The sequence below is a fragment of the Campylobacter concisus genome, from assembly GCF_015230015.1.
GTDB classification, from domain to species: domain Bacteria; phylum Campylobacterota; class Campylobacteria; order Campylobacterales; family Campylobacteraceae; genus Campylobacter_A; species Campylobacter_A concisus_AF.
Genome location: NZ_JAAKZC010000002.1, coordinates 167,401 through 188,403, shown reverse-complemented (window position 1 = coordinate 188,403; position 21,003 = coordinate 167,401). Strand labels below are relative to the sequence as shown.

Here is a 21,003-nt window from a genome sequence, read left to right as displayed (position 1 = left end):
AAACAAAGTCATTTTTAGGAATAGTGGCTTGGCTGATCGAATTTATATTTGGAGTGTTAGGTAAGAAATTTGCAAAACCTTCGCTTTTTGTCTGTTTTTGGTAGTGCTGTTTTGTTAAGATGGAGTTATAAGAGACTTTCATAGCTTACTCCTTGAAATTTAGTTTCAAAGAGTAAGCAAAAGTTGTGCCGTAAATTTTTATCAACAGGGGAGCATTGTGTGTAGAGATAAGTCACATATAAACTAAATTGTTGAAAGGTCGATTTAGTTATTGATTATACTCTAGCCCATAAAAGCATTAAACCTAAGTAGATTGAATTCATATTCTTTAGCTGAATGTGTGTTGGTGTATAAAACAGCACTGCTGGATAGGTGGTAATATGCTCTAATGCAAATTAATACCATTAAAACCTATGAAAGAGATGTTGGAATATCTAAATAAAGTGAGACCTTAACAATGCTTAATAATATAACCTATTCGCCAAATCTCAATAACGATTCACTATTTGAAGGAAAAGAATTTGCGAGTAGAGTTAATTATAAGAAAGTGATGGGCAATAGCACAAACTTTACTGGAGCTTTTAAATCATACAATGATGATAAACAAACCATTTGGGGCAAAACATCAGATAATGATTTAGAAGGACAAAAGATACGTCAAACTTTAGAAAGATTTGGTGTGTCTTTTAGTAATGAGGGTCGTGAGCTTCTCGAGTCGTCTAATATAAGTGTGGATGAATTTATTGAGAGATATTCTAAGGTTATAAATAGAAGTATGCCACAAGAGGTTGGTGACTATGGACTAATAGATCAAAAAAGCGATCATGAAGAACAAGACAATCAAACTGACACGCAAAAACAAGAAACCTTTAAGCCCATGCAAGTAACTAAGAAATTTAAAACTTATGATATGCAAGCTGACGAGAAATTTAAAGAATTTTACAAATTTATAAAAACTGAATTTGATAATGGCGAAAGCATATTTGAAATTTTAGAAAAAGTCGCAAATACAAAAGTGGATAAAACCGCATAAAAGAACTAAATTTAAAGCAATCATTGTTTTCTATAATAAATAAGATGCTATCTTTAACCGATCAAACCATCTTATTTAAAATTTGCTTCTTATCTATCTTTTGCATAAGCTCTAAGACATCTATGCCTCTTTTTTCTTTAAAATTTAAAAGCTCTCTTGTATAAAGAAATTTTTGATCCTTGTTTATATCATAGGTCTCATACTTCTTTTTAACCTGCATAGGTTTAAATTTCTTCTCATTTTGCTCTTTAGCGAAATTTGCATTGTATTCTTGTTCTTCTTTGATTATCTGTTTTCTTTGTTCTGCAACATCATTTGTAGCTTTTTCTCTTGCTTTGGCAAATAAAGTCTTAAATTCATCTATGCTTAGGTCGGTTCTATTTAAAAGACTAAGCGACTCGTCATTATTATTTGGATAAAGGGAGGACATAGTTTCCATAAAAGCATCTAGTTCATCTTCTTCTTCTTTTGTGCCGATACCTATTAATTTTCCTAACATGGTTGGCTTGCCATCAACAGAGTTGGTAAGTAGCCAATCCATATAGCTTTGTAACTCTCCAACTCTAAATTCTTCCATAGTTTCTGGATATTTTGATGCTAAAGCTCTTCTTTCTTTCATGGGGTAATCAGACAGCATACTATCTATTCGATTTATAGTATCTGTTATCCAGCCCTCTTTACTTTGGTCTATATCAATAAATTCTTTTACATTATCAGTCCAGGGTCTAAACATATACTTTGAGTAATCAAATTTTTCTTCGATGACGCTTTTGTCTTGCTTGCCTTCTTTGACTAGATTTTCTTTTTGGATAGTGTTATCTTGTATTGGTGTATTGCTAAGTCCGTTTATGCTAGTTATCATTTCAACTCCCTACGCCTTTATATCAACATCTCTTTTTATGCCAAGCATATCTACTAGGTATTTTCCAGCTGGGTTTTCATTTAGCTCTTTTACTAAATTTAAAGGTGGCATGCTAAATTTCAAAAAGCTATCCATAAAGTCCTTGCTCTTTTTGCCGTCCTTGTCTATCTCACCAAAAAGTAGCTTTAGCATTTTTAGATTATGCTCCATCATCTTTTTAAATGAGAGTTCGTCTTCTTCATATCCCCTACGTCTATCTTCAGGAGTGCTGACAAAACCACTTTCTAAGTCGATATAGACAAAGTCTCTTTTAGATCTGATGTAGTCTTGCATATATTTAGGCATACCTGCTATGTCATTATCAGTAGCATTTATAAAGCCAGGTCCAAATTTCATCTCGCCCATAAGTTCAAACAGCTCAAAAGCTCTATTAAATTCTTTACTATCTATGCTCTTATCATAGCCTTCTCTTTTGCCTTGTGCTGTTGTCTCGCCCTCTCTTACATCAAGGTTGTTGTTTATAACGGCTGCTATAAGTCCGCCTTTAGTTATAGAGCCGTCTTTATTAGTGTATTTCTCTCCATGCGGATCCATAAATACACCACTTCCCACACTCTCCTTGCCGCCATTGTTGTTGTTAAAGATATCTGTTGTTGGCTTTAATGGCTGTCTGCCGTCTCCTCCTTTAAAGCTTGGGTTGAAAAAGAGCGTGCTTATCATCTGCTTATTTGACTCTTTGCCGTTAAAATCAGCCGCAGCCGAGCCAAATTCATGAATGGAGTTATGAATTTTTGTTACTTGCATACTTTGGCGGTTATACTCAAAGCCTTGAGGGAAATTTCTTATCTCATCTAAGCTAAAGCTATCTTTTGAATTTAGCGTGTCTTCACCAACGACTTGGGAGAGAATTTTATAGGCATTATTTACGGTTTTTAGTATGTCGATGCTATCAAAAGTCCTTTGCATATAGTCAGACTGCGTCTCTATCCTTACTAACGACTCCAGCGTGCTTGAGTGAATTTTATAATCACTTGGTATGCCAGCTTGCTTGTTAAACTCATCTGTAAAGTAGCCATCTTTATCTACCTTGTAGCCTAAAACTAAAGAGCTCGTTTGGTTGGTAGAAACTTTGGTTGATACCTTTATGTTCTGCTCTAAATTTAAGGGGTAGCTACCAAGTGCGTTTATCATTTTAGATCCTTTTAGCTTTAACTCACACCAAAGATATCGTCTTTTTTGTGAAAAGATTTACCTAGTAAATTTAGCTACTTTGGCTAGAGCAAATGTCTATCTTAAGAGATGCCTAAACTACTTTTGTCTGCCTAAAGCATAAATTTGATTTAGCTCATTAAAAGCTAAATTTATATTATCTTCGCTTGGCTTTAGGGTGCTGTTTTTTAGTAGCTCAAGCACTAAATTTTTAAAATTTTCTCTATCTTCTGCTAGCTTTTTAAGACTAGCTACATCGCTCAAGCTTTTGTTTCTATGATCCTTTGTCTGGGCAGCGATGAAAGCGTTATTTAGTAAGACTTCGGGCTTTAGCGCAGTCTCTCCACCTTCTAGGATCGCAGGACTTTCTGACTTTAGAAAACTAATAAACAAAGCCTCTTTTTTGTAACCAGACTCCGTTTTATAGTAAGAGACGTCTGGGCTAAAGCCACCACTATTTTCCTGATCTAAATTTGCAAAATTTAGCTTTTTAAGGTTTATTTTTATGCCTAGTTTTAATAGATCTTCGCTTAAATTTGATGCGAGCTTCATTTCATCTTCGCTAATAAAGATGTTTGTCACGACCTCGTTTTTGCGACTATTTAAAAAATCAATATTTGATCTATCACTCAAATCTGCGTTAAAATCGATGCCTTTCATCCCTTGCGAGATGTAGCCTTTTGGCAAATTTACTAGGTCGCTATCTGTAAAACTATCTTTGTTTAAACTCTTGCCCATTACCTGAGAAAAGATAGCGTAATACTGACCTATCGTGTTTGCTATGTCGATATTTTCAAAGACATCATTGTCAAAAAGCTTGCCGCTGGCGTTGCTATAAAGGACGCTATTTATATTATTTTGCTTTGTTGCGAAGTTTAGAAATTCTTTCAACGTGCTTTTGTGAAGCTTAAAGTCCTGTGGCAAGCCGGCTGCTTTATTAAAGCTAGCGTCCATAAAGCCAGCCTTATCGCTTTGATAGCCAAGCTCGTTTTTGTCTTTAAATTTCACGCTATAAATGCTTTGCTGTGTATCTTTTGTAAGCTCAAGTCTTTGTAAATTTTGTGCAATGTCTTTTGTCTTTTCATTATTTGCAAGAGCATTTTGAAATTTGACACTTTCAGACTGCTCTTTTTGAAGTTTCCTTGCTGTTGCTTCAGTTGCTACTGAGCTATACTTTTGCGTGCTAACACTAAAAATGCTCATTTACGATCCTTGCTTATCAAATTTACATTTAACAAGCAAGGAGTGTTCCTACTTCAAAATGAGTTTTGACTTTTTGTATGTGTTGTAAGAAATTTTGTTTTAATTTAGCTTTAAGGGCAGAAACGAAGAGTTAAATTTACTCTTCACTGCCTTCATTGATGCCAAAAAATGTATCTGTGTGGATATTTTCAAATGCTGCTTTAAGCGAAGTGAAAAGCTTTGGATTTTCTTTCTCTAAATTTGCTAGAAGCTGCTTGGTCTCATATCTAGCGTGTGGCATCTTCACATCAAATCTCATCGCAGGACACGCCTCATCACCAACAACTCTTAGCTCATTTTTGATCGCATTTTCGCGAAGTTGTCTTTCGCGCACAAAGATAAATGGCCTGATCACGACGATGCCATTTTTGGCTCTGTATTTTGGAGCAAGCGTCCTTAGCGCGCCATTATAAGTAAAATTCATAAAAAAGCTCTCGGCTGCGTCGTCCAAGTGATGAGCGATCGCAAGCTTGTTAAAGCCGTGCTTTAGCGCATAGGTGTAGAGATAGCCTCTTCTCATGCGTGAGAAAAAGCTGCAAAAGCTAGAATTTTTGCGGATCTTCTCCTTTGATATCTCAAATATCGAGCTATCTATCACCTCATGCTCTATGCCGTGCTCGTTGCAGTGTTTTGTAAGATATGCGTAGTCTTCGCCCATGCCGTAGCTTAGCGTCACAGCCTTAAACTCAAATTTCTCAGGCGTGACGTTTTGAATGTGCTTTAGCACGTGAGCGAGTGCGAGGCTATCTTTGCCGCCACTAAGGCCAAGCAATATCTTATCCCCGCCCTCTATCATCTTGTATCTAGCGTTTGTCTGACCAACCTGCCTTAGTAGCCTTTTACTAAGCTCTATCATAAGCTCTCCACCATTTCTAGGATAAATTTAGCGCTCACGTTTGCTGAGTCTTGCAAAAATTTATCAAAGTCAAATTCAGCCTCATTGCCAGCTCCGTCGCTGATGGCTCTAAGGATGAAGAATGGCACACCAAGCGTCTCACAAACTAGCGCAACGCTCGCACCCTCCATCTCGGTAGCACTTGCATTAAATATCTTTTTGATCCACTCTTTTTTCTCGTTGTCACAGATGAACTGATCGCCAGTTGCGATGATGCCTGAATTTAGGCTCATGCCTTTTTTACTGGCGACATTTTTAGCTAGCTCATTTAGACCCTCATCACTCTTGACAAAGATACTTGTCCCTGGCACAAAGCCGTATGGATGACCAAAAGCTGTGATGTCAAGGTCGTGCTGCACAAGGCTGGTGGCATATAACATATCACCTATTTTCAAATTCTCATCAAGTGAGCCAGCAACGCCTGTAAATAAGAGCTTTGAAGCCTTAAATTTCTCTATCATCAAGGTCGCAGTGATCGCCGCATTTACCTTGCCAATCTTCGAGTAGGCGATGACTAGGTCTTTGCCTTTGTAGTTTGCCTCGTAAAATTTGTTGTTTGCGTACTCTGTGGTTTTATACTCTCCCACCATCTCAAGGATAGGTGTGATCTCCTCTTGCATCGCTCCAAGTATCGCTATCATCTCTCCTCCAAAATCTTCACAACTTCTTCAAGACTCGCCATGTCCGTGACGCTGTATGTTGGTTTTTCAGTGATCTTTTTGTTTATGCCTTTTAGTGTCGCAGCACCAAGCTCGATAAAGCAATCAACCTCGTTTTCATAGTTTTTAATACTTTGTTTGTAACGAACTGGATGCGTTAGCTGCTCTTTTAAAAGAACTAATGCCTCTTTTTTATCATTGTAAATTTTTGCATTTACATTTGAAACGACTGGGACAAAATTTGCAGCCAAAACGCCCTCAAGCTCGTTTGCTAGTTTAACACTAGCTGGCTCAAGTATCGGGCAGTGGCTAGCTACTGACATATTTAAAGGCATCGCTCTTTTAGCACCTGCTTCTTTAAACTTTGCCTCGTATTTTGCAAGGTCTGCTCTCACACCAGCTACAACGATCTGACCATCGCAGTTGTAATTTGCAGCGTAAATTTGCAAGCCCTCATCCTGTGCTTCTTTACAAATCCCCTCAACAACTTCATCGTTAAGTCCAAGCACTACCATCATGCCAGCATCTTTGCCAACGCAGGCTTCTTGCATAAATTTACCACGTAAATTTACAAGTCTAATCGCTTCAATAAAGCTAAATGCGCCACTAACCGCAAGAGCTGTAAATTCTCCGAGTGAGTGGCCTAAGCTAAATTCTGGCTTGGCTTTTATGAAATTTGAAAATGCCAGGTAGCTCATAAGCGAGTTTAAAACAATAGCAGGTTGGGTAAATTCTGTCTTGTCTAGCTTATCATTTTGTGTAAATAAAAGCTCTTCAAAATCAATGCCTATGTCGTTGCAAGCGTCATTTAAAAGAAGTTTTGCCGAAGAGAAATTTTCATAAAAGTCTTTCCCCATGCCAACACTTTGCGAGCCTTGACCCGCAAAAATAAAAGCAAATTTTTTCATTTTGGCTTCTTAGTGGTGATGATGTCCGTGACCGCCACAACCGCAACCGCCTTCACCATGTCCGTGACCGCCGCAGCACTCATGCTCGTGATCATGATCATGTCCGCCACAACCGCAAGTGTGTGCACCTGCTACCATGCCAGTTGCTTTTTCATCTTCAGTAGCGTCTCTAACTTCTAAAATTTCAACATTAAATAGCAAGTCTTTGCCAGCGTATGGGTGGTTAAAATCAACTGTCACTTCGTCATCTTTGATCTCTTTAACGATGACGCGAACACTTGAGCCATCTTCATTTTGACCAAAAAGCTCCATGCCTTCATGTAGGTCTATACCGGCAAATTGCTCTTTTGGAAGTGATTGGATGGCGTCTTTATTGTATTCGCCACAACCCTCAGCTGCTTTGATATTTATAGTAGCTTTGTCGCCTGATTTTAGCTTGCTAACTTCTTCTTCAAGCTTTTCTATAATATGGCCATGTCCTGTAATAAAAGAAATTTGACCACCTTCTTGCATATTTGACTCTAAAATTTCGCCAGTATTAGCGTCTTTTAGCTCATAAAACATAGTTATAACTTGATCTTTACTCACAATAATCTCCTTGAAATTTAGTTTTGATTAATGCGAGATTATATCTAAAAAAGAGTAAATTTTAGTTTCTGTTGGGAGCAGCTTTGGCTTCTTTACTATCTGGATAGCCTACTTTTAAAGCCTTATAAAACCTATTTGCACTTTGAGTATCACCTATCTTATCAAAGCTTATAGCTGTGTGATACAAAAGTTTTGGAGTGTAGTCAGCCTTATCTTCACTTTGTATACTTTTTTTATAGTATTGTATGGCTGTGCTGTATGATTTTTGACTATAAGCAACTTCGCCTAGATAATAATTTGAAGCACCAGTTTTATAGCCTTTTTTATTTAAGTATTCAAAATATTCAGCTGCTTCTGTGCTATTACCAGAATTTAATAGTTTAATGCCGTCAGCTAAAATGTCCTTGTCGCTTTTGCCACTAAAATTTGAAGTTGGCTTATTTTGTTGTTTTGGATTTGCATTTTGCTTTGGTTGAGCAGCGTTTTTATCCATTATCGCGCCTAACTTATTTAAGGCAGCAGTAATGTTTTTATAGTTTTTATCTTGTATATCTCTAGTCTCATCAACGTAAGCTTTTAGCGATGTTAAACTTACACCAGAATCGCTTATACCACCATTTACTTTGGTTTCAATATCGTTCATCCTTTGCTCAAGCTTATTCATCCTAGCACTCATACTCTCGATCAAGCTTTGCAAACCTTGAAGTTGTTCTGAAACATTATCCATGTTTTCTTCGATATTTTGAACGCTTCTTTTGTTACTTAGAGTTGCTTTTTCATCATCTGTTAGACCGTATGGATTTGCGCTATCCATATTGCCTGCATCAAATACTGAAACTTCTTGAGCTGAACCTATAGAGAAAGCGGCTCCAAGAAGAGCCGCAATGATTATTTTTTTATTCATTATTACTTACAGATTAAGGAAGCACTTTGAAATCTGCACGTCTGTTTTGAGCGTCGCAAGCTTTTGTTTTGTCTGTACAAACTGGGTTGCTTTCGCCAAAGCTTACTACAGCGATTCTATCAGCGCTAACGCCATTTCTTACAAGAGCGTCTTTAGCACTTTTAGCACGTTTTAGACCAAGAGCATAGTTATACTCATCTGTACCCCACTCGTCGCAGTTACCTTCTACTTTTATAGAAAGAGCTTGAGCGTCAGCTTGGTTGAATACTGATGCATTTGAGCTAACAACACCTTGTTGATCAGCTTTGATGTTAAATTTATCAAAGTCAAAGTATACACTTTTAACTTGGCTCTCGATATTAGCGATAAGAGCTGCTAATCTATCAGCATCACTCATGCTACCTGAGTTATCTGCAGATTGATTTGAATTTGCATTCATATCAACTTCAGGGTTTTTAGAGCTACAACCGCTCAACAATAAAGTTGCAACTGCAACACTTGCTAGAACTACTTTTTTCATTCCTTATCCTTTTTGAAAAATTTGGTCGAATTATAACATATTTTTTTAAATATTATCAGAATATTACCAATCAATAGATTGAATTTTACCTACCTTTAGTGGAAATTGGAAACTTCTGTTCTCATTTAATCTAACAACGCCAAGCGAGCTTTGACCGCCAAGTTCTTTGATAAATACGACACTTTGACCGTCACTTGAAAATCTTGGATAGTTATTTTTACCATTTGCTGTAAGCTGACGGATAAAATCTGTTTGAGTTGAGATCAGATAGATGTTAAAGCCACCACTAGCCTCTCTACTTGAATAAACTACATAGTTTTCAAAAGTGCTTACTGAGTTGTTGTTTTTACCATGAAACACCATTTGCTCAACACTTCCGCCTGAAGTTGCAGGTGTTGCGAAGATGTTTGGATATCCAAGTCTATCTGAGACAAAAACTATTCTGCTGTCATTATCTACAAAATTTCCATTTACGTCAATGCCCGGATAGTTTGTTATCTGAGTTAAATTCTTACTACCTGTGTTGTAGATAAAAATATCTGGCTGATCTTTTGGCGCCATAGTTAATAAAATTTTGCTTCCATCTTTGCTAACGTCTGAAGCTATAAGCATACCAACGCTGTCGATTATCTTCGTTTTTGTGCCTGAATTTAGGTCATATCTAAACAAAGTTGGTTTGTTATTCACATAAGATGTGTAGTAAAATTTACTTTGATCAGCGCCTGCCCATTTAGGGAAGATGTTTAGACCACCGCTTACGATTGTCTTTTGATATGTAAGTGTGTAATCAGCCACTATGATAGAGCTTTGGCGAGCCGAAGTGTATTTTGCTAGGATGATAAATTTCTCCATCCAGCCAACTGGTGGTAAATTTAGTTCATTTGTTAGCTCAACTATACTTTTGTGTGCCAAAAACGGATACTTCGCACCATCAGGCATGTTATATACTCTCTCATACCTTGTAGTTGCAGTCTTTGCATCGATGAGTTTTACTCTTAAAGTAAGAGGTGAGCCCATAGAACCCTCAAGAGCATATCTAAAGATAAGCTCAACACCTTTGTCGCTCATTGTATTTGTAGCTGCTGTTCCTTCGTAGCTTGAAGGCACGTGATCTTCGATAACCTCAAAGTCAGAACTAACTTTCAAGTCTCCTAGCATGATCTTAAAGAATTTATCTTTAAAGCCTGCATCACTAACAGCTGTAGTTGCATCTTGCAAAGCTATCTTTGGCAAAGCAACACCTTGGTTTATAACAGATATCGTCGCATCAGCAGCATAAAGCCCTAGAGCAACGCACAAAAAAAGAAAAATTTTCTTCATCTCTACTCCGTAAATTTATAAATTTTAGTTTATTTTATCTTCTAAATTTAAATTAAAAGTAGTACTTTTGTCTGGATTAAATGGAAATTTCTCTGCAGTAAGCTTTTCCAGGCACTCTCTAACCTTTGCATTAAACTCTTCATTGTATGATAGCTCTAAAATTTCATAGTTGAAATTTCCACTCTGATCTATCATGACTTTTACCTTAGCTATATTTGCAGAGTCAGCTTTATAGCTTTGCCATCTTCTTTGAATTTGTTTTGTTATGGCTCCCATCAATGGATCATAAGTGCCCGTCATTTGCGATTTTGGTGCGGTTGGATTTTGATCTATTTTTAGGCTCTTTATAATATCACTAGCCTCTTTTGCAGCTTTTGAGCTAGAAGCCTCGCTTTGTTTGCGGCTTTGCACTTTATTTTCAGCCTTTTTTATACCATCATCTTTTTTAAGCTTAGTCGAGTCTATGTCACTAAAAAGGTCTTTTATATTTGGCTCTTTTGGTTTTGGCTTTTCAACTGGCTTTGGCGTAGGTTTAGGCTCAGGCTTTGGCTCTGGCTTGACATCCTCTTTAGGCTCTTCGCTAGGTTTTGGGATTTCAGGCTTTGGTTCTGGTTTTTTAGGCTCAGGTTTTGGCTCTTCTTTTGGAGGAGTTGGCAAGCTTGGGGTTGGCAATGGCTCATCTGGCACAACAGGCTTATTTGTGGTCTCTTGTTTGTCTTCTTCTGACTCTTTTTTTGGTTCTGGCTTGGTCTCTTTTACAACCTCTTTTGCTTGTTTTGGCGCTTTTATGGTTTGATCAACTTCTCTATCAACCATAACTACATCCATAATAGCATCTTTGTCATCAGTATATTTTTTAGGAGGTTCGCTAAAAAAAGTAAGCTTTATAAACAAAGCAAGCACAATTATAATGTAAATACAAAACGCTACAAAAAACGAACTAAGCGTTGGAAATTTAACTTTATTAGGCATCTTAACCGTTTGTCTCTAAAGCTACTTTATTAAAACCAGCACCTTTTAAAGTCTTTAATACAAACATAACATCATCGTATTTTAAATTTTTATCAGCCTTTATGTATATAGGCGAGGTTTTGTCATATTTTGCACTCATCAGCGCAATATTATCTGGGAGTTCAGCGAGGCTCATTATACTTTGATCTATCCTAACTTGTCCTTGTGCATTTATAGAGACTATAAGATCTTTTTGTTTGGATGTAGATGTCTTTGCCTTTGAGCCATCTGGCAATGTTATATCTTCTTGATATGTTATAGTTGGCATTGTAACCATTAAAATAGCCAACAAAACAAGCATGATATCAACAAGAGGCGTTATGTTTAGCTCTGGTTTTTCGTCGTCGAATTTAAGAGCCATCTATAACGTCTCATCATCTTTTTTAAGTGCTATCATAACGTCAGCTTGACGCTCGATAACGCTCATTAGTTCGTAAGCTTTTCTTTTTATAAGCAAGTTAAATGTATATGCTGGGATGGCAACAAAAATTCCACAACCTGTCGCAACAAGTGCTTCAGAGATAGCTGGGGCTATAACTCCAAGAGATGAACCTGCGCCATTTCCTAGCTGTGAAAATGTCTCCAAGATAGATACAACTGTTCCAAAAAGACCGATAAAAGGAGAAGTAGAAGCTATTACGCTAAGCCATGTAAGCCCACTTGTAGCATTCTTTTCTGCAATGCTTATGCAGACATTTAGCTTTTCTTTTGAAATTCTACCGCTTGCGCATTTCTTTAAAGACGAGTCATTTGGTATATTCTTAGCGCCCATAAGTAGTGCTTCAAGCGCATTTTGCTCGCGTTTTTGCCAAGCTCCTATGCCAGCCATTCTTGAAAAAAGAATTGTAAAACTAACTATAAAATATATTGACAACCAAGTTAAAACTATAATTGTAATAAAACTACTTCTTTGAATGTAATTTAAAAATATATCTATTCCGCCCACTTATCTTGCTCTCACTACATTTTCCATTTTTGATATAGTTGCTGCAAAAGCATTTGTATCACTACTCATACTCTCTATCAAATTTCTAGCAGCTTCTAATGAATTTGCAAGCTCACTTTCACTATTGCCAGAGACATAGACCGCACCGTCAGCTAGTATAACTACTTTGCCCTCATCGATCTTTGCATAGCCCCAGTTAATAGCAACTACATCGTGCTTTTTATGCTTATCTTCTATATCTATAATACCTGCTTTTAAAAGAGATATTAATGAGGCGTGGTTTGGCAAAACACCAAACTCACCCTCACTACCTGGAAGCACTACACTACTCACGTCATCATTAAATATCTGACCTTGAGGAGTTACGATCTCTAAATGTAATTTATCCATTACGCTTCCTTTTTAAATTTAAGCCTTAAGTTTCTCAGCTTTAGCTAAAGCCTCATCTATATTTCCAACCATATAAAATGCTGCTTCTGGTAGATGATCATATTTACCTTCTAAAATTCCCTTAAAGCCAGCGATATTTTCGTCAAGACTTACGTATTTGCCAGGGCTGCCTGTAAATACTTCAGCAACGAAGAATGGCTGAGATAAGAATCTCTCTATCTTTCTTGCTCTATCAACTGTTAGCTTATCTTCTTCGCTAAGCTCGTCCATACCAAGGATAGCAATGATATCTTGAAGGTCTTTATATTTTTGAAGCACAGCTTGAACGCCGCGAGCTACCTTATAGTGATCTGCTCCTAAAATTTGAGGATCGAGCATTCTTGATGTTGAATCAAGTGGATCAACAGCTGGATAGATACCTTTTTCTGCGATCGATCTGTTAAGAACTGTCGTAGCGTCAAGGTGAGCAAAAACAGTTGCAGGAGCTGGGTCTGTAAGGTCGTCAGCTGGAACATAAACAGCTTGAACAGATGTGATCGAGCCTTTTTTAGTTGATGTAATCCTCTCTTGGAATTTACCCATCTCACTTGCAAGAGTTGGCTGATAACCAACAGCTGACGGGATACGTCCAAGTAGAGCTGACATCTCTGCACCTGATTGAGAAAAACGGAAGATGTTATCAATAAACATCAAAACGTCAAGTCCCATCTCATCACGGAAGTACTCAGCCATTGTAAGACCAGTTAGCGCGATACGGTTTCTTGCCCCTGGTGGCTCGTTCATTTGGCCATAGCACAAGGCAACTTTATCCAAAACATTACTTTCTTTCATTTCGTGATAAAGGTCATTTCCTTCACGAGTTCTCTCACCAACGCCTGCAAATACAGAGTAACCGCTATGTTTAAACGCAACGTTGTGGATAAGCTCCATAATAATAACCGTTTTACCAACACCAGCACCACCAAATAGACCAACTTTACCACCCTTTGCATAAGGAGCTAGAAGATCAACTACCTTGATACCAGTTTCGAAAATTTCACTCTTCGTGCTTTGCTCTTCAAATGGAGGAGGATCGCGGTGGATAGACCAGTGCTTATCAAAATTTATACCCTCGCCCTCGTCGATCAAATCGCCAACTACGTTAAAAATTCTACCCAAAACTTTTTCGCCAACTGGCACACTTATAGGTGCGCCAAGCGCTTTAGCCTCTAAGCCACGAGTCAAACCCTCACTCATATCCATAGCGATCGTTCTAACTCTATTATCACCTAGGTGAGCAGCAACTTCTAATATTAGTTTATGTTTCTTGCCCTCAACCTCAAAGAAAACTTCGATAGCTTCATTGATCTTCGGCAAGTAGTCATTAAAGTCAACATCGACCACAGGGCCCATAACTTGACTAATAACACCCTTCATTCATACTCCTTTTATTTCATTGATTCAACACCACTGATAATCTCGATAAGCTCAGTGGTAATAGACTCTTGTCTTGCTTTGTTGTAAGCAAGATTTAACTGTTTAACGCGTTGTTTAGCATTGTTTGTTGCATTATCCATAGCTTGCATTCTAGCGCTGTGCTCAGCCGCCAAAGAGTCAACCAAAGCATAATACATACTATACTCAAAATATTTATTGAGCAATTCATCCATAATCTTAGTATAGTTGTCTTCTGGTTCAAATTCCATCAAAGAATTTGTCTCAACCGCAACTATCTTAGACGGCTCAATAGGCACAATATCATTTACTCTAATCTCTTGAGAAATCATATTTTTATAGCCATTGTGTATTAGCACGACCTTATCTGTTATGCCGTTTGTAAAATCATCAATAGCATCTTTTATGATCTTTTGAGCTTTTTCATAAGTAGGAGAAGAGCTAGCTCCGACATATGTCTCAAGTAGTTCAACACCTTGGAAATTGAAAAATTCAATACCTTTTTTACCAACAGCTCTTAGTCTAACTTTCATCTTTTTGGCTTTTAGCTCATCGATCATGCGCCTAACTGTCTTTATAGTCTGGACATTAAAGCCACCGCAAAGCCCTTTATCAGCCGTCACAAATATAATATCAACCTTTTCTACACTCTTTGTTGTATTAAAGAATTTACTCTCACTCATAACTGAAGCGTATTGATTGATCTTATAAGCTATCTCTGATAAAACCTCATTGATCTTAAGTGCATAAACTCTAGAGTAGCGTGCAGCTTCTTCGGCTTTGCGAAGCTTTGCTGTTGAGACAAGCTTCATCGCACGCGTCGTCTTTTGAGTGTTCTGGACGCTCTTGATCTTTCGTTTTATATCTTTTAAATTTGACATATCTTAGCCCTAGTTAGCGGCAAAAGTCGCTTTAAAATCTTTCAACGCTTTATGTAAAATTTCTTCTACTTCTTTATCAAGAACTTTTTTAGTTCTGATCTGCTCAAAAATTTCAGGGTATTTTGCCTCGATATATGGATATAGCTCAGCTTCAAATTTTGTTACATTTGCAGTTGCAACGTCATCTAAATAGCCCTTAGCACCAGCAAATATAATAACTACTTGATTCTCAACTGGAAGCGGAGAATATGGAGGTTGTTTTAGCACTTCAACCATCTTTTGACCACGCTCTAGTTGTTTTCTTGAGCTCTCGTCAAGGTCGCTTGCAAACTGAGCAAAGGCTTGTAGTTCGCGGTACTGAGCAAGATCTAGTCTTAACGTACCAGAAACTTGTTTGATAGCTTTGATCTGAGCTGCACCACCGACACGAGATACAGAAAGACCAACGTTGATCGCTGGGCGGATACCTGAGTTAAATAGGTCGCTCTCAAGGAAAATTTGACCATCTGTAATTGAAATAACGTTTGTTGGAATATAAGCTGAAACGTCGCCCGCTTGAGTCTCGATAATAGGTAGAGCTGTTAGAGATCCAGCACCTAGTGCGTCATTTAGCTTACTTGCTCTTTCTAAAAGTCTTGAGTGAAGGTAGAAAACGTCACCTGGGTAAGCTTCACGACCTGGTGGTCTTCTTAAGATCAAAGACATCTCACGATAAGCAACCGCGTGTTTTGACAAGTCATCATAGATGATTAGCGCGTGGCGAGAGTTATCTCTAAAGTATTCACCCATTGTTACACCAGCGTACGGAGCAAGGTATTGAAGCGCAGCTGCGTCACTAGCACCAGCATTTACAACTATCGTGTAGTCCATAGCGCCGTATTCTTCAAGCTTTTTAACGACTTGAGCAACTGTTGATTGTTTTTGACCGATAGCTACATAGATACAAATGACATCTTGACCTTTTTGGTTGATGATAGTATCTATCGCAACTGTTGTTTTACCAGTTTGGCGGTCGCCGATGATTAGCTCTCTTTGACCTCTACCAATTGGCACAAGTGCATCGATAGCTTTGATACCTGTTTGAAGTGGCTCATGAACGCTTTTTCTAGCCATGATACCTTTTGCTTTTTCTTCGACGAAGCGAGATTCAGTAGCTTCGATTGGCCCTTTTGCGTCGATTGGCTCACCGAGTGAATTTACAACACGGCCGATCAATGCGTCACCAACTGGAACGCGTAGAAGTTTTTTAAGTCTTTTTACAGAGCTGCCTTCTGTGATACCGCTAGTTTTTCCAAGGATAACTATACCAACACTGCTCTCTTCAAGGTTAAGAGCCATACCTTTTTCGCCGCTTTCAAATTCAACCATCTCGCCAGCCATAACGTTTTTCAAACCATAAACGTTAGCAACGCCATCAGCGACTGAGATGACTTTACCGGTCTCTTCTACATCAACACTTAAATCAAAATTTTCAATACGCTCTTTGATTATCGTGCTAATTTCGTCAGCTTTAATTTTTGCACTCACGCTTTCACTCCTTTTTAAATTGCTTTTAATATATATTCACTCATTTGACTTTTTAGTCTGTCGATAGAGAAATTTACCTCGACACCTAAATCATCTAACTCAACTTTTACACCGTTGTAATCGCTCTTTGAGCCATCAAGCTTGATCTTAGAGTCAAATTTCTTAGAGAAATTCTCTTCTAAAGCTTTTAGCTGCTCGGCGCTTAGATCAAAATTTCCAATAACCTCACCACGATATGTATTTTCAAGCAAAGATTGCTCTATCTTCATCTCGTTTAAGATCGCTGGGATAAGTTCTAGTCTTTTGTTTGCACCAAGAAGCTTTATAAAATTTGCAAATTTGACGTCTGAATTTTTTACTAAAGAGAGTATAAATTCAACCTTTTTTGCAGCTTTTAGAGTTGGCAAGCTTATGATGCTCTTAAATTTATCGCTTCCAAAAGCGGCAGCTAGCTCAACTAAATTTTCGATAAATGCGTTTAGTTCACCTGGCTTTGCATCGCTCAGGATCGCTTTAACATATTTTTTGGCTACTACTTCATTCATTAGCTAACCTTTTTAAGTATGATATTTACAAGCTCTTTTTGATCGACTTTTAGGCTATCGCTTGAGAAAATGTCGCTCAAAATTTCATTTACAACGCCTTTTGTCATCTTGCGCTCTTCAAATTCTTTTTGCTCTTTGTAACCTTTTTCGATATTTGCGATATCGTTTTGAGCCTCTTTTTTAACTTTTGCAGCTAAATTTACAGCCTCTTTTTTCGCGGTTTCGATTAGAGCATTTGCATTTTGCTTGGCCTCTTCTACACGCTTTAGAACGTCATCTTTTTTAGCTTTAGAGTCGCGAAGCTTCTCTTGGATACTCTCAAGCTTATTTGCGATCCTATCTATCCTACTTTGATAAAGAGCTTTTAGTGGCTTAGCAGCAAAATAGACCAAAATAGCAAAGAAAAGTAAGAAGTTTAGTGTTCTCTCGACTATGTCGTAGTTTGTTCCACCATGCTCGCTAGCGTATGCTAGAAATGGAAATGCTAGAAAAAATAAAATTTTTATCTTCATAAATTTCCTTTAAATTTTAGAGAGCTTAGCATTTAAAGCAGCTCTAAGCTCAGGTAGTTTAGCTGATAGATCTGCCTTTAGGCTATCTTTTTGAGAGCTTAAAGCGTTTAGGAATTCGTTATAATCAGCCTCTAAACTACTTTTTACTGCATTTATCTCTTTTAAAGACTCTTCTTTTGCCAAATTTAAGGCCTCTTGTCTTATTTTGTTGGCCTCTGCTCTTGCGTTTTGTATGATCTCTTCGATCTCTTTTTCATGAACGCTTAGATCACTTGCGTTTTTGCTTGTGCTCTCTTCGTCATGTTTTATAGAGGCATTTCTGTCATCTATAAATTTGAGCATTGGCTTATATAGCAAGGGATTTAAAATGGCGATCAGGGCAAAGAAAACGATAGCCGTTAAAAGCATCAATGGCACATCTATTTCTAACATCCACTCTCCTTATTTTGTTATTAAGTTTTATTTAATATTCAAATCAAAGTCTGATTTTACAATAAAATACTAAAAATAAAAATAAATTTGTAATTCTATTTTAGCTTAGCGATAAATTCTTCTACCTGCGAAATATCGCTAAATTCTAATATTAAATTTTTAGATTTTACTTTCGTCTTTATCTTTAAATTTTTAAAAATTTCTTGTAAATTTGATAACTTTTTGCTCATTTCCTCTGAAATTTGAGGCTTTGGCTCTTTTACTTCTTCTTTATTTTTTATCTTTTTTACTAAAATTTCTGTATCTCTAACACTTAGCTTTTGACCGATGATCGTATCAACAACCATTCTTTCTTCTTCGCTGCTAAGTCCTACGATGACTTTAGCGTGGCCTTGCGTGAGCTTATCTTCTTGCAAAAGTCTTTGCGTATAGTCGCTAAGCAGCAAAAGTCTCATCGTGTTTGTTATCTGAGTTCTGCTCTTGTGGATGATGTTTGCTAGGCCATCTTGTGTGATCTTATACTCGTTTATGAGCTCTTTATATGATTTTGCAAGTTCGATTGGATTTAAATTTTCACGTTGTATGTTTTCGATAAGCGCAAGCTCTCTTAAATTTTGAGACTTGATATCAGCGATGATCGCCTTTATCTTGCTTGCTCCAAGCATCTTTGTAGCACGGTATCTACGCTCACCAGCTATTAGCATATAGCCATCATCTTTTTTGATGACGATTATTGGTTGTATTAGTCCGTGCCTTTTGATACTTGCACTTAGCTCTTTTAAAGCCTCTTCGTCAAAATACGTTCTTGGTTGGTATGGGTTTGGTAAAATTTCATCTATATTTATCTCTTCGACTATCTCAGAGTCATTTAAATTTGCGATCTCTTTGCTGTAGGCCTGCTCTACATCTTCAAGTATCGCGCTAAGTCCGCGCCCTAATCCACCTTTTTTCGCCATTTTTTTCCTTATTTTTTAGTTTAAAATACAATATGCCAAATTTTGATACGCAATCGAGCCTGGTGATTTTATATCATAAAGTATCACTGGCTTGCCAAAACTTGGGCTTTCAGCTAGTTTTACATTTCTTGGAACGACTACAAATTCATCCTTGCCGTCCTTGCTCTTAAAGAGCTTATTTTCAAAATGCTGCTTTAAATTTGCAATGGTCTCTTTTGAGAGATTGTTTTGCGAGCTAAACATTGTTGGCAAAAAGCCCTTTATATTTAGCTTTGGATTTATCGTTTTTTTGATGATCTTTACAGTGTTTAGGATCTGCGCCAAACCCTCAAGTGCGTAAAATTCGCACTGGATAGGGATGATCACACTATCGCTTGCACTAAGAGCATTTATCGTGATGCTGCCAAGTGCTGGAGGACTATCGATGATGATAAAATCATAGTCGCCTACAACTTCTGAAATTTTGTTTTTAAGTATTAGTTTATAGTCTTTGCTTTGGTCGTTAAATTCTTGCTCGATGCCAACAAGTCCGATGTTTGACGGAGCTAAAAAAAGCGTTGGGATCTCAGTTTTTAGCACTATTTGTGAGAGCTTTTTTCTATCTGTTAAGACGTGATAGATGTTAAACTCATAATCGCTTCTGCTAAAACCAAGTCCGGTCGTCGCGTTTGCCTGTGGATCGATGTCTATTAATAATACTTTTTTTTCAGCAACCGCCAGTGATGCGGCTAAATTTACGGCCGTTGTGGTCTTGCCAACGCCGCCTTTTTGGTTAGCTATTGTTATTATCTCGCTCATCTTAAAGAATATACCTTTTCCCCGTTTAATAATATCGCTCCATCCTCGCAAATTTCAGCATCCTGAAGCGAAACAGCTCTATTTGCAATATGCGTAATAAAACTTTTTGACTTGCAAAAGTCTATCCTAAATTTGCTAAAAATTGGCTTCCATAAAATCTTTTTATCAAGCATGCCAACAAAGCCCCAAACTAGCTCATCTACGCTAGCTTTTATGTCTAAAATGCCCGCATTTTCAGGCGCACTAGCTAAATTTATCCCCATGCCGCAAATGTAAATTTCATCCACTTTATTTGTCAAAGTGCCGCCTATTTTACGCTCATCCACGTAAAAATCATTTGGCCATTTTAGCCAGCACTTTGAGCCAAGCTCGCTCAAGACTTCACGCATCAACATAGAAAAATATATCGAGATCGAAGGCGGAGGTATGTCACTTGGCAGATCATCTTCGCTTATGCAAAATGACATAAATAAATTTCCGCCAAGTCCCTCCCAGCTGTTGCCACGGCTGCCGACCCCTTTTGTTTGATTGTACGCCACAACCATGTGCGGAGGCTTTATCTCGCCGTTTTTTAGGGCTTCTATCAAAAATTCCTGCGTCGAAGGCAGACTCTGGATAAACTCAACCTTCAAATCACACCTTAAATTTATAGAAGTGATTTACCGGATTTTGTCCGCCGCCGATGATGACCGCGTTTTTGATAGCATTAAAGATATAATCATGCGCATTTTTCACGCTTTCTTTTAGGCTATGGCCATTTGCTAAATTTGATGCGATCGCACTTGATAGCGAGCAGCCTGAGCCGTGTGTCGCAGTCGTTTTTATGCGCTCGTCGCTAAAAATTTCATACTCGCTGCCATCATAAAATATATCAAGCGACTTGCCGTCTATCTCGCCACACTTTAGATAAACGCTCTTTGTGCCAAATTTCAAAAGATCTTTGCAAGCCTCTTTTAACTCGCTCTCGCCCTTTAGCTCACGCTTTAAAATTTCGCGCGCTTCAAAGATATTTGGCGTGATCACGCTTGCAAGCGGGAAAAGCTCCTCTACGATGGCGTCTTTTGCCGAGCCTTCTAGCCAGATGTCGCCATTTTTACAGCTCATGACTGGATCAAGCACGACTGGCGGTAAATTTTTGATCTCTCTTAGCGTTTTTGCGACGCTTTTGATGATCTCAACGCTTGGGACAACGCCTATTTTTATCACATCAACTCTTATATCATCAAATATCGCTCTTATCTGATCCTCGATGAGCTTAGTTTCAACTAGCTGCATGCCAAAGATGCCTTTTGTATTTTGAGCAGTGACCGCTGTGATCGCTCCCATCGCATATACGCCGTGTGTTATAAAGACCTTTATATCAGCTAAAACTCCAGCTCCGCCACTTGGATCAACCCCTGCTATACTTAGCGCATTTTTCATAACCGCTCC

At 37.9% G+C, this 21,003-nt stretch carries 25 protein-coding genes; 1 reads left to right on the top strand and 24 read right to left on the bottom strand.

Annotated elements, in window-relative coordinates; translation table 11 throughout:
- Positions 1-550: 550 nt before the first annotated feature.
- Positions 551-1,033, top strand: a complete 483-nt coding sequence (locus G6W42_RS10450) for a hypothetical protein (protein WP_242042575.1) — start codon at positions 551-553, stop codon at positions 1,031-1,033.
- Between the two features lie 61 nt (positions 1,034-1,094).
- Here G6W42_RS10450 and G6W42_RS02210 read toward each other — a convergent pair whose 3' ends face one another.
- The 24 genes from G6W42_RS02210 to thiD form a co-directional block, all read right to left on the bottom strand.
- The gene (locus tag G6W42_RS02210; RefSeq protein ID WP_194172774.1) at positions 1,095-1,895 is read right to left on the bottom strand and encodes a cell surface protein; all 801 of its coding nucleotides are present in this window, start codon (positions 1,893-1,895) and stop codon (positions 1,095-1,097) included.
- 9 nt (positions 1,896-1,904) lie between these two features.
- Positions 1,905-3,086, bottom strand: a complete 1,182-nt coding sequence (locus tag G6W42_RS02205) for a Cj0814 family flagellar-dependent secreted protein (protein WP_194172773.1) — start codon at positions 3,084-3,086, stop codon at positions 1,905-1,907.
- Positions 3,087-3,203: 117 nt separating this feature from the next.
- A complete protein-coding gene (locus G6W42_RS02200) occupies positions 3,204-4,307 on the bottom strand; it encodes a Cj0814 family flagellar-dependent secreted protein (RefSeq protein WP_194172772.1) in 1,104 nt (367 codons plus the stop codon).
- A gap of 136 nt (positions 4,308-4,443) precedes the next feature.
- Positions 4,444-5,202, bottom strand: coding sequence for a tRNA 2-thiocytidine biosynthesis TtcA family protein (locus tag G6W42_RS02195; protein WP_103597313.1), 759 nt, complete (start codon positions 5,200-5,202; stop codon positions 4,444-4,446).
- The gene (locus G6W42_RS02190; protein WP_148786942.1) at positions 5,199-5,882 is read right to left on the bottom strand and encodes a 5'-methylthioadenosine/adenosylhomocysteine nucleosidase; all 684 of its coding nucleotides are present in this window, start codon (positions 5,880-5,882) and stop codon (positions 5,199-5,201) included. Before G6W42_RS02190 ends, G6W42_RS02195 begins: the two co-directional genes overlap by 4 nt.
- Entirely contained in the window at positions 5,879-6,808 is a 930-nt protein-coding gene (gene fabD, locus G6W42_RS02185) for an ACP S-malonyltransferase (RefSeq protein WP_194172771.1), read from the bottom strand. The genes G6W42_RS02190 and fabD overlap by 4 nt, the downstream gene beginning before the upstream one ends.
- Positions 6,809-6,817: 9 nt before the next feature.
- On the bottom strand, positions 6,818-7,402 hold the full coding sequence (locus G6W42_RS02180) for an FKBP-type peptidyl-prolyl cis-trans isomerase (protein WP_223154902.1): 585 nt from the start codon (positions 7,400-7,402) through the stop codon (positions 6,818-6,820).
- Between the two features lie 55 nt (positions 7,403-7,457).
- Positions 7,458-8,300 carry a tetratricopeptide repeat protein gene (locus tag G6W42_RS02175; RefSeq protein ID WP_194172770.1) on the bottom strand — a complete coding sequence of 281 codons (843 nt, stop codon included), beginning with the start codon at positions 8,298-8,300 and terminating at the stop codon, positions 7,458-7,460.
- A 13-nt stretch (positions 8,301-8,313) separates the two neighbouring features.
- Positions 8,314-8,820, bottom strand: a complete 507-nt coding sequence (locus tag G6W42_RS02170; RefSeq protein ID WP_002939415.1) for an OmpA family protein — start codon at positions 8,818-8,820, stop codon at positions 8,314-8,316.
- Positions 8,821-8,883: 63 nt separating this feature from the next.
- Positions 8,884-10,140: a Tol-Pal system protein TolB gene (tolB, locus tag G6W42_RS02165; protein WP_103567598.1), complete on the bottom strand. Its 1,257-nt coding sequence runs from the start codon at positions 10,138-10,140 to the stop codon at positions 8,884-8,886.
- Between the two features lie 24 nt (positions 10,141-10,164).
- On the bottom strand, positions 10,165-11,112 hold the full coding sequence (locus tag G6W42_RS02160) for a TonB C-terminal domain-containing protein (protein WP_194172769.1): 948 nt from the start codon (positions 11,110-11,112) through the stop codon (positions 10,165-10,167).
- A gap of 1 nt (position 11,113) precedes the next feature.
- On the bottom strand, positions 11,114-11,512 hold the full coding sequence (locus G6W42_RS02155; RefSeq protein ID WP_194172768.1) for a biopolymer transporter ExbD: 399 nt from the start codon (positions 11,510-11,512) through the stop codon (positions 11,114-11,116).
- Positions 11,513-12,097: a MotA/TolQ/ExbB proton channel family protein gene (locus G6W42_RS02150; protein WP_009294341.1), complete on the bottom strand. Its 585-nt coding sequence runs from the start codon at positions 12,095-12,097 to the stop codon at positions 11,513-11,515.
- Complete coding sequence (gene atpC / locus G6W42_RS02145) at positions 12,098-12,487, bottom strand: ATP synthase F1 subunit epsilon (protein WP_002939398.1); 390 nt, start codon at positions 12,485-12,487, stop codon at positions 12,098-12,100. It abuts the gene before it with no gap.
- 18 nt (positions 12,488-12,505) lie between these two features.
- Entirely contained in the window at positions 12,506-13,903 is a 1,398-nt protein-coding gene (atpD, locus tag G6W42_RS02140) for a F0F1 ATP synthase subunit beta (RefSeq protein WP_002939420.1), read from the bottom strand.
- Positions 13,904-13,914: 11 nt separating this feature from the next.
- On the bottom strand, positions 13,915-14,802 hold the full coding sequence (atpG, locus tag G6W42_RS02135) for an ATP synthase F1 subunit gamma (RefSeq protein WP_194172767.1): 888 nt from the start codon (positions 14,800-14,802) through the stop codon (positions 13,915-13,917).
- Positions 14,803-14,811: 9 nt separating this feature from the next.
- Entirely contained in the window at positions 14,812-16,329 is a 1,518-nt protein-coding gene (gene atpA / locus G6W42_RS02130) for a F0F1 ATP synthase subunit alpha (protein WP_009294343.1), read from the bottom strand.
- Positions 16,330-16,343: 14 nt separating this feature from the next.
- Positions 16,344-16,874, bottom strand: a complete 531-nt coding sequence (locus G6W42_RS02125; protein WP_194172766.1) for a F0F1 ATP synthase subunit delta — start codon at positions 16,872-16,874, stop codon at positions 16,344-16,346.
- Positions 16,874-17,386: a F0F1 ATP synthase subunit B gene (locus tag G6W42_RS02120; RefSeq protein WP_194172765.1), complete on the bottom strand. Its 513-nt coding sequence runs from the start codon at positions 17,384-17,386 to the stop codon at positions 16,874-16,876. Before G6W42_RS02120 ends, G6W42_RS02125 begins: the two co-directional genes overlap by 1 nt.
- Before the next feature lie 9 nt (positions 17,387-17,395).
- Positions 17,396-17,818 (bottom strand): FoF1 ATP synthase subunit B', encoded by a 423-nt coding sequence (locus tag G6W42_RS02115; RefSeq protein ID WP_194172764.1) that lies wholly within the window; start codon positions 17,816-17,818, stop codon positions 17,396-17,398.
- Positions 17,819-17,913: 95 nt separating this feature from the next.
- Positions 17,914-18,774, bottom strand: coding sequence for a ParB/RepB/Spo0J family partition protein (locus tag G6W42_RS02110; RefSeq protein ID WP_194172763.1), 861 nt, complete (start codon positions 18,772-18,774; stop codon positions 17,914-17,916).
- Positions 18,775-18,789: 15 nt separating this feature from the next.
- Positions 18,790-19,572 carry a ParA family protein gene (locus tag G6W42_RS02105; RefSeq protein ID WP_087582696.1) on the bottom strand — a complete coding sequence of 261 codons (783 nt, stop codon included), beginning with the start codon at positions 19,570-19,572 and terminating at the stop codon, positions 18,790-18,792.
- Positions 19,569-20,204, bottom strand: coding sequence for a biotin--[acetyl-CoA-carboxylase] ligase (locus G6W42_RS02100; protein WP_194172762.1), 636 nt, complete (start codon positions 20,202-20,204; stop codon positions 19,569-19,571). The genes G6W42_RS02105 and G6W42_RS02100 overlap by 4 nt, the downstream gene beginning before the upstream one ends.
- 1 nt (position 20,205) lies before the next feature.
- Positions 20,206-20,994 (bottom strand): bifunctional hydroxymethylpyrimidine kinase/phosphomethylpyrimidine kinase, encoded by a 789-nt coding sequence (gene thiD, locus G6W42_RS02095; RefSeq protein ID WP_194172761.1) that lies wholly within the window; start codon positions 20,992-20,994, stop codon positions 20,206-20,208.
- Between the last annotated feature and the right edge of the window lie 9 nt (positions 20,995-21,003).

Excerpts from the sequence above, each read along its gene's own strand:
- G6W42_RS02190 (WP_148786942.1), bottom strand. The coding sequence starts at position 5,882 with ATGATAGCGATACTTGGAGCGATGCAAGAGGAGATCACACCTATCCTT.
- G6W42_RS02175 (WP_194172770.1), bottom strand. The coding sequence starts at position 8,300 with ATGAATAAAAAAATAATCATTGCGGCTCTTCTTGGAGCCGCTTTCTCT.
- G6W42_RS02195 (WP_103597313.1), bottom strand. The coding sequence starts at position 5,202 with ATGATAGAGCTTAGTAAAAGGCTACTAAGGCAGGTTGGTCAGACAAAC.
- atpC (WP_002939398.1), bottom strand. The coding sequence starts at position 12,487 with ATGGATAAATTACATTTAGAGATCGTAACTCCTCAAGGTCAGATATTT.
- G6W42_RS10450 (WP_242042575.1), top strand. The coding sequence starts at position 551 with ATGGGCAATAGCACAAACTTTACTGGAGCTTTTAAATCATACAATGAT.
- fabD (WP_194172771.1), bottom strand. The coding sequence starts at position 6,808 with ATGAAAAAATTTGCTTTTATTTTTGCGGGTCAAGGCTCGCAAAGTGTT.
- atpD (WP_002939420.1), bottom strand. The coding sequence starts at position 13,903 with ATGAAGGGTGTTATTAGTCAAGTTATGGGCCCTGTGGTCGATGTTGAC.
- G6W42_RS02210 (WP_194172774.1), bottom strand. The coding sequence starts at position 1,895 with ATGATAACTAGCATAAACGGACTTAGCAATACACCAATACAAGATAAC.
- G6W42_RS02170 (WP_002939415.1), bottom strand. The coding sequence starts at position 8,820 with ATGAAAAAAGTAGTTCTAGCAAGTGTTGCAGTTGCAACTTTATTGTTG.
- G6W42_RS02125 (WP_194172766.1), bottom strand. The coding sequence starts at position 16,874 with ATGAATGAAGTAGTAGCCAAAAAATATGTTAAAGCGATCCTGAGCGAT.
- G6W42_RS02105 (WP_087582696.1), bottom strand. The coding sequence starts at position 19,572 with ATGAGCGAGATAATAACAATAGCTAACCAAAAAGGCGGCGTTGGCAAG.
- G6W42_RS02120 (WP_194172765.1), bottom strand. The coding sequence starts at position 17,386 with ATGAAGATAAAAATTTTATTTTTTCTAGCATTTCCATTTCTAGCATAC.
- thiD (WP_194172761.1), bottom strand. The coding sequence starts at position 20,994 with ATGAAAAATGCGCTAAGTATAGCAGGGGTTGATCCAAGTGGCGGAGCT.
- atpG (WP_194172767.1), bottom strand. The coding sequence starts at position 14,802 with ATGTCAAATTTAAAAGATATAAAACGAAAGATCAAGAGCGTCCAGAAC.
- G6W42_RS02115 (WP_194172764.1), bottom strand. The coding sequence starts at position 17,818 with ATGTTAGAAATAGATGTGCCATTGATGCTTTTAACGGCTATCGTTTTC.
- G6W42_RS02200 (WP_194172772.1), bottom strand. The coding sequence starts at position 4,307 with ATGAGCATTTTTAGTGTTAGCACGCAAAAGTATAGCTCAGTAGCAACT.
- G6W42_RS02205 (WP_194172773.1), bottom strand. The coding sequence starts at position 3,086 with ATGATAAACGCACTTGGTAGCTACCCCTTAAATTTAGAGCAGAACATA.
- G6W42_RS02110 (WP_194172763.1), bottom strand. The coding sequence starts at position 18,774 with ATGGCGAAAAAAGGTGGATTAGGGCGCGGACTTAGCGCGATACTTGAA.
- tolB (WP_103567598.1), bottom strand. The coding sequence starts at position 10,140 with ATGAAGAAAATTTTTCTTTTTTTGTGCGTTGCTCTAGGGCTTTATGCT.
- G6W42_RS02155 (WP_194172768.1), bottom strand. The coding sequence starts at position 11,512 with ATGGCTCTTAAATTCGACGACGAAAAACCAGAGCTAAACATAACGCCT.
- G6W42_RS02160 (WP_194172769.1), bottom strand. The coding sequence starts at position 11,112 with ATGCCTAATAAAGTTAAATTTCCAACGCTTAGTTCGTTTTTTGTAGCG.